Genomic DNA, 6561 nt, shown 5'->3' with positions numbered 1-6561 from the left:
AAGCCCGCGGGCTTGCCGGCCGCCTTCAGCTTCCTGCAGAGTTCGAGGAAGCCGGCGTGGTCCTCCGGCACCTTGTCGAAGCCGGCGGCGTTGACCAGCGACTTGCGGTAGACCAGCGGGCCGCCCGAGGCGCCGAACGGCAGGCCGACCCAGCTCTTCGACTTCGAGCGCATGCCGTACCGGCGCGCCAGCGTGAGCCAGCCGCCATAGCGCTTGTCGAGATAGTCGGCGACATCGGTCAGCTCGATCAGCTTGTCGATATAGATGTGCGGCGCGTCGCCGAAGCCGATGATGATGTCGGGGCCGGCGCCGGAGTTCGAGGTCACGGCGGTCTGCTGGTTGATGTCCTCCCAGCCGACGAAGTCGACCTTGATCTCGACACCGGTCTTGTCGGTGAATTTCTTGGCATTGGCGCGGAACACGTCCTCGTCGGCCTGGACGAAGCGCACCGGCCGCAGCATGCGCAAGGTGGCGTCCTTTTCGATCGGCAGCGACGGCGCCGCGACGTCGGCTGCCTTCACCTTCGATGCCTCCTGCGCCGAAGCGCCGGTGACCGCCAGCGCCGCCGCGGAAGCCCCCAGCACCAGCGCGTCGCGACGCGTGATCTCGTACTTCATGTCGTTCGCACTCCCATTCTTTTTGTTTCGTTGTTGTTTTTCCTTCACGGCGTTTGGCCGCCGGTGAAGGTGTCTTGGTCTCGTCGCCAGCCGCGCAAAGGGCCCGCAAGAGACGGGCCCCGCACGAAAAAGCGCATTCCCGTCCTAGCTGTTCGGACCGCGATCCATGCTGACAGGCTGCCAGCGGCGCAACGCGGTGTTTTGCAGCACCGACGGGTTGACGCAGCTTACCGGCCACATGCCTTGCAGCACTAGTGACAATTCGTAGCCCACCCGGCGCTTGCGTGCCTCGTCAAAACGTGCCGACGCCGAGGCGACGTGGGCGGTCAAGGTAACATTGTCCATCCCGAGCATCGGATTGTTGTGCGACGGGGGCTCCTTTTCCAGCACGTCGAGCGCGGCGTGGGCGATCCAGCCCTCTTGCAGCGCCTTGATCAGCGATTCCTCGTCGACCGTGGCGCCGCGGCCGGTGTTGATGAAGATCGCCGACTTTTTCATCTGGCGAAAATGCTTCTCGGTCAGCATGTGGTGCACTTCGGGCCGCGCCGGGGCGTGCATCGAGACGAAATCCGACTGCGACAGCACCTCCGACAGCGTCGAGGGGATCACGCCGTGGTCGTACATCAGGGTTTCCTGGATGAAGGGATCGTAGGCCACCATCCTGAGGCCGAACGGCGCGGCGCGCTTGGCCACCGCACGGGCGACCCGGCCGAACGAGATGAAGCCGAGCGTCTGGCCCATCAGCCGCGGAATCTTCAAAAGCGCCGGGCGGCCCTCGGCCCAGCGGCCGGTGCGCACCATCTTGTCCTGCTCGATCAGGCGGCGGAAGCCGGCGAGCAGCAGCATCATGGCGTGATCGGCGACCTCCTCGATGAAGGTGTCGGGGATGTTGGTGACGGGGATGCCGCGGGCGGTCGCGGCCTTGACGTCGACCGAGTCGACGCCGACGCTGCCGAGCGTGATCACCTTGCAGTTCTCGAGCGCGTCGATGACTGCCTTGGTGATCGGCATGCCCTTGGCGTAGATCGCGTCCGCGGTGCGTGCCGCGGCGATGAATTCGGCCTCGTTGGCCGGCGCCTCGACGATCTCGGCGCCGATCGGATCGAGCGCCTCGCGCTCATAATCGTAGCCGCCGCCGGCGACCGTGAAGCTCGCGCCCTTCGGCGTGACCACCCTGAATTTCGACATTGTCTGCTCCCGATGTGAGTCTGCTGTTCTTGCTTCTTGCTGGTTTGCTTCTTGATCTTGATTCTTCTTGCTTCTTGGGGCGCGGCTTGCATCACCGCCCTCCCATGCTTGTACGCGAGCCGCGCTGTTCTCTCCACAATTGCCGGTTGGTCCACGGCCTGATTCTCCGGGCTTCTACGGGGAACCTCCGTAACCATCAGGTAAAGGGTCTCACATTACGGTGCGCGGAATCAATCCGCCAATCGCGTCGCGTTCCCGCCTCTTCTGGAGACCCCCGTGAAGCTGTCAAATCTGAAGATCACCCCCAAGCTCGGCATTCTGGTGGGGGTGACCCTCCTTGGCCTGTGCACGGCCGGCATCCTCGCCGGTCACCTGATGCAGCGTGAGATGATGAATGCGCGCATCGACCAGGCCAAGGCCATCGTCGAGATGGCGAAGAACATGGCGGCGGGCCTGAAGAAGGATGTCGATGCCGGCAAGCTGACCAAGGAAGCGGCACTGGCCGAGTTCGGCAAGCGGGCCAACACGCTGACCTACGACAACGGCGCCGGCTATCTGTTCGGCACCGACTACAGCGGCATCACGGTTCTGGCGCCCGATCCGAAACAGGTCGGAACCAATCGCATGGACGTCGTGACCAATGGTCGCAAGCTCTCGCAGGAACTGATGGACGGCGTGAAGGCCAAAGGCGAGATCCTGCTGTTCTATGATTATGTGAAGCCCGGCCAGGAGACGCCGATCCGCAAGCTCGGCTACGCCGTCGCGGTCCCTGGCTTCGATATGTATCTCGGCACCGGCGCCTATCTCGACGATATCGATGCCAAGATGCGGCCGATTGCCTGGCTGCTCGGCCTCGCGATCCTCGGCATCGGCATCGTTTCCGGCTCGGTCGCCTGGCTGATCGGCCGCAGCATCTCCCGTCCGCTCAACCTGCTCGGCGCCCGCATGCGCGACATCGCCGACGGCAAGCTCGACGGTGACATCCCCGGCGTCGGCCGCGGTGACGAGGTCGGCGGAATGGCGGCCACGGTTCAGGTCTTCAAGGACAACGCGGTTCGCATCCGCGGCCTGGAACAGGCCGAGGCCGAAACCAAAGAACGCGCGGAGGCCGAGCGCCGTGGTGCGATGGAGAATATCGCCAACGATTTCGAGCGCAGCGTGAACGGCATCGTCCGCACGGTGGCCTCCGCCGCCGCCGGCATGCAGACCACGGCGCAGTCGATGACCGCGACCGCAAGCGACGCCAGCGCGCGGGCCGCGACCGTCGGTGCTGCGTCCGACAGCGCCTCCAACAATGTCGGCACCGTCGCCGCCGCCGCCGAGGAGCTCTCCAGCTCGGTTGCCGAGATCTCCCGTCAGGTGGCGCGCTCCAGCGAGGTCGCGAGCCAGGCGGTGGCCGATGCCGAGCGTACCAACGCGACCGTGCAGGCGCTCTCCACCGGCGCCGAGAAGATCGGCGAGGTGGTCAAGCTGATCCATTCGATCGCAGCCCAGACCAACCTGCTTGCGCTCAACGCCACCATCGAGGCGGCGCGCGCAGGCGAATCCGGCCGCGGTTTCGCGGTAGTCGCCTCCGAAGTGAAGGCGCTGGCCAACCAGACCGCGAAGGCGACCGAGGAGATCTCGGCGCAGGTCGCCGCGATGCAGGCTTCCACCGGCGAGGCGGTGACCTCGATCGGCGGCATCACCGCGACCATCGCGCAGATGAGCGAGATCACGGCCTCGATCTCGACCGCGATCGACCAGCAGGGCGATGCGACGCGCGAGATCGCGCGCAACATCCAGCAGGTCGCGGCCGGCTCGAGCGAGATCTCCGCCCATATCGGCGGCGTCACGTCAGCGGCCGCCGCCACCGGCACCGCGGCCGGCGACGTGCTGTCGAATGCCCGCGAACTCGACACGCAATCGGGCATGCTGCGCAACGCGGTCGACGAGTTCCTGCAGAAGGTGCGCGCGGCTTAACGCCTGCGCGATCGATCGACTCCAGCGTGATGCCCGGGCTTCGCCCGGGCATTCGTGTTTTGAGACGCAGCGAAAGGTCGGCCGCCTACTGCTTCTCGATCCCGGCGTCGGCGATCAGCTTCTCCCACAGCACGAGCTGCTCCTTGAGGAACGCCTCGAACTCCTCGGGCGTACCGGAGAATGCCTCCATGCCGCGCTCGGCGAGCTGGCTCTTGATATCCGGCCGCTCGATGATCTTGCGGATCTCCGCATTCAGCCTGACGACGACGTCCTTCGGCATGTTGGAGGGGCCGAGATAGCCCTGCCAGGAGGTGATATCGAAGCCCTTCACGGTGTCGTCCATCGTCGGCAGGTCCGGAAGCAGCGCCGACTTCCGCTTGGTGGTGACCGCGAGCGGCTTCAGCACCTTGGCGTTGACGTGCGGCAGCCCGGTCGGCACGTCGATGAACATCATCGAGATGCGGCCGGCGATGACGTCGGTCAGTGCCGGCGGTGAGCTCTTGTAGGGCACATGCAGCAGGTCGATGCCGGCGAGGCGCGCGAAGGTCGCGCCGGAGACGCTCGCCGACGACGAGCCGCTGGCGTAGCTGTACTTGCCCGGATCCTTCTTGGCGAGCGCGATCAGCTCGGCGACCGTGTTCGCCGGGATGTCCGGATGGATCACCAGCATGAAGGGCAGGTCGCCGGTGCGCGCGATCGGCGTGAAATCCTTGATCGGATCGTAGTTCATGGTCTTGAGCAGATACGGATTGGCCGAGTGCGTCGTGTTCGTGGTGACGAACAGCGTGTAGCCGTCGGGGGCGGAGCGGGCGACATAGTTCGCCGCGATCGAGCCGTTGGCGCCGGCCCGGTTGTCGATCACCATGCCGACGCCGAGCGCAACGCCAAGCTCCTTGGAGATCAGCCGTGTCGTGGTGTCGGTGCCGCTGCCAGCGGCAAACGGCAGCACCAGCGTGACGTTGCGGGTGGGATAGGTCTGGGCAAGTGCCGCCCCGGATATCGCCGCAAGCGCGGCGGCGGCTGCGGCCGCCACGCAGCAGTATCGTCTCAATCCCATGATCATGTCGTCGTCCCCCCGCGCAGGCCCTGAACAGGCCCATTGCGGCCGAAGCTAGCCCGGCCGCCATGGCCGCGGAAGTCGTGCCGGGAGCAGCCTTTCGCCGCATGGCCACTCCCGGGCCGTCGCAGGGGCGCGCTGCCAAAAATATCGAAAACAACCCCATGCAAAGGAGCCGGGGCGACGGGCGCCCGACCAGACAGCTTGACACGTCGGGCAAATCAATGGCATATTTCTAATATTCCGAAAATTGGTCGTAAGGGACGCTACGATCTCGCCGGGAAGACCTGCGCGACGTGAAACGCCTTGGTGGTGATGAGCCACCGGCCGTCGATCCGATGAAACACCAGATGGTCGATGAAGCCGGTTTGGCCGGCCCTGACGCGCACCTTGGCGATGGCCAGGTCGGACGCGGTCTGGTCGATGCTGATGATGGCCTCCTCTCGCGGTGATTTCATCGACGCCGGCGAGGGACGGCTGCGGATGAAGTCGCGGAATTCCGCGGCCGATCGCACCGTGTGCTTGCCATCCCGGATGCCGTGCACGATGCAGGCATCGGAGAAGACCTCGCGGAACCGGCTATCGTCGACGTCGTACATCAGGTTGAAATATCCATCGATCGCGGATGCGATGGCCTCGATGTCGCTCATTGCAAAATCTCCGTAGTGGATGATGTGGCGGTGGCCGCACCGGATCGAACCGGCGATGTGAACCGACAGTGGCCGATATGGTGGCGGAGTGCTACGACTGGGCGGTCATCTCTTGGATGACTGAAAGGCATCGGCATGGACGAAGTTGACGGTCGACTGGTTGGCGGCCTGGTGGTCCTCGCGGCGCTGGCGGATGCGCGCAGTTTTGGCCGGGCCGCCGAACGGCTCGGCATGACGCAATCCGGGGTCAGCAAGGCGATCGCGAAGCTCGAGGCGCGCCTCGATGCCAGGCTGGTTCACCGCACGAGCCGCGCCGTCGAGCTCACCGAGGAAGGACGCGCGCTATACGAGCGGGTTGCCGCGCATCTGGCGGGGATCGGCGAGGCGGCGGCGGAGACCTCGAAATCGCGCGATGCGGTTCGCGGCAGGCTGCGGGTCAATGTCGACCCGCTGTTCTCCCGCATGGTGCTGTCACCGAAGCTGAGCGAGTTCCTGCTGCAGAATCCAGGCATGGAGCTGCGTATCGAGACCCGCGACCGGATCGCGGATCTGGTCAGCGACGGTTTTGATCTGGCGGTGCGTTTCGGCGAGCCGACGCCATCGGCGCTGATTGCGCGCCGCGTGCTCGATACGCGTGTGCTCACCGTGGCCTCGCCGATCTATCTCGAACGACACGGCCGGCCGCTTGATCCGCGGGAGCTGGCAAGCCGCGACCATCAGTGCATCCATGCAATCGACGCGTCGACCGGGCGTCCCTTCGATTGGGAGTTTCGGCGCGGCGGCGAGGTCGTGCCGGTCGCGGTCAACGGGCGGCTCACTGTAACCGATTCAGGAACCAAGCTCGGCGCTTGCCTGGCCGGCTTCGGCATCGCGCAGATGATCGATCTCGGCCTCGACGATCACCTGAGGAGCGGCGCGTTGATCGAGCTGTTTCCGGACTGGCCTGACGAGCGTTTTCCGCTCTATGTCTATTACGCCTCGCGTAACCACGTGCCGGCCAAGGTGAGGCGGTTTATCGACTTCATCACGGAAACGCTGGCGGCAAAGTCGCATTCGCCACGCAAATCCGCCGGCTTGCGCAAGGTAG

6 protein-coding genes are annotated in these 6561 nt (G+C 65.3%); 2 read left to right on the top strand and 4 right to left on the bottom strand.

Annotated features, from left to right (window positions below; all coding sequences use genetic code 11):
* Both AKL29_RS44185 and AKL29_RS02065 read right to left on the bottom strand, forming a co-directional pair.
* Window positions 1–617: ABC transporter substrate-binding protein (locus AKL29_RS44185; RefSeq protein WP_244481686.1), on the bottom strand; the 617-nt coding region annotated here is incomplete at its 3' end.
* 144 nt (window positions 618–761) lie between these two features.
* The gene (locus tag AKL29_RS02065) at window positions 762–1805 is read right to left on the bottom strand and encodes a C-terminal binding protein (protein ID WP_028340530.1); all 1044 of its coding nucleotides are present in this window, start codon (window positions 1803–1805) and stop codon (window positions 762–764) included.
* Window positions 1806–2081: 276 nt separating this feature from the next.
* Here AKL29_RS02065 and AKL29_RS02060 point away from each other — a divergent pair, with 276 nt between their 5' ends.
* The gene (locus AKL29_RS02060) at window positions 2082–3767 is read left to right on the top strand and encodes a methyl-accepting chemotaxis protein (protein WP_050382746.1); all 1686 of its coding nucleotides are present in this window, start codon (window positions 2082–2084) and stop codon (window positions 3765–3767) included.
* A gap of 85 nt (window positions 3768–3852) precedes the next feature.
* On the opposite strand, the gene AKL29_RS02055 is transcribed toward AKL29_RS02060, so the two are convergent.
* On the bottom strand, window positions 3853–4824 hold the full coding sequence (locus tag AKL29_RS02055; protein WP_244481685.1) for a Bug family tripartite tricarboxylate transporter substrate binding protein: 972 nt from the start codon (window positions 4822–4824) through the stop codon (window positions 3853–3855).
* 266 nt (window positions 4825–5090) lie between these two features.
* The gene (locus tag AKL29_RS02050) at window positions 5091–5474 is read right to left on the bottom strand and encodes a nuclear transport factor 2 family protein (protein ID WP_050382739.1); all 384 of its coding nucleotides are present in this window, start codon (window positions 5472–5474) and stop codon (window positions 5091–5093) included.
* A 135-nt stretch (window positions 5475–5609) separates the two neighbouring features.
* On the opposite strand from AKL29_RS02050, the gene AKL29_RS02045 reads away from it, so the two are divergent.
* On the top strand, window positions 5610–6561 hold a 952-nt coding region (locus tag AKL29_RS02045; RefSeq protein WP_050382737.1), incomplete at its 3' end, for a LysR family transcriptional regulator.

Origin of the sequence: Bradyrhizobium pachyrhizi (assembly GCF_001189245.1) — a bacterium.
GTDB classification, from domain to species: domain Bacteria; phylum Pseudomonadota; class Alphaproteobacteria; order Rhizobiales; family Xanthobacteraceae; genus Bradyrhizobium; species Bradyrhizobium pachyrhizi.
This window is presented reverse-complemented; position numbering and strand designations above follow the sequence as displayed.

Coding starts and splice junctions, on each gene's coding strand:
- AKL29_RS02065 (WP_028340530.1), bottom strand. CDS start 1,805: ATGTCGAAATTCAGGGTGGTCACGCCGAAGGGCGCGAGCTTCACGGTC.
- AKL29_RS02055 (WP_244481685.1), bottom strand. CDS start 4,824: ATGGGATTGAGACGATACTGCTGCGTGGCGGCCGCAGCCGCCGCCGCG.
- AKL29_RS02050 (WP_050382739.1), bottom strand. CDS start 5,474: ATGAGCGACATCGAGGCCATCGCATCCGCGATCGATGGATATTTCAAC.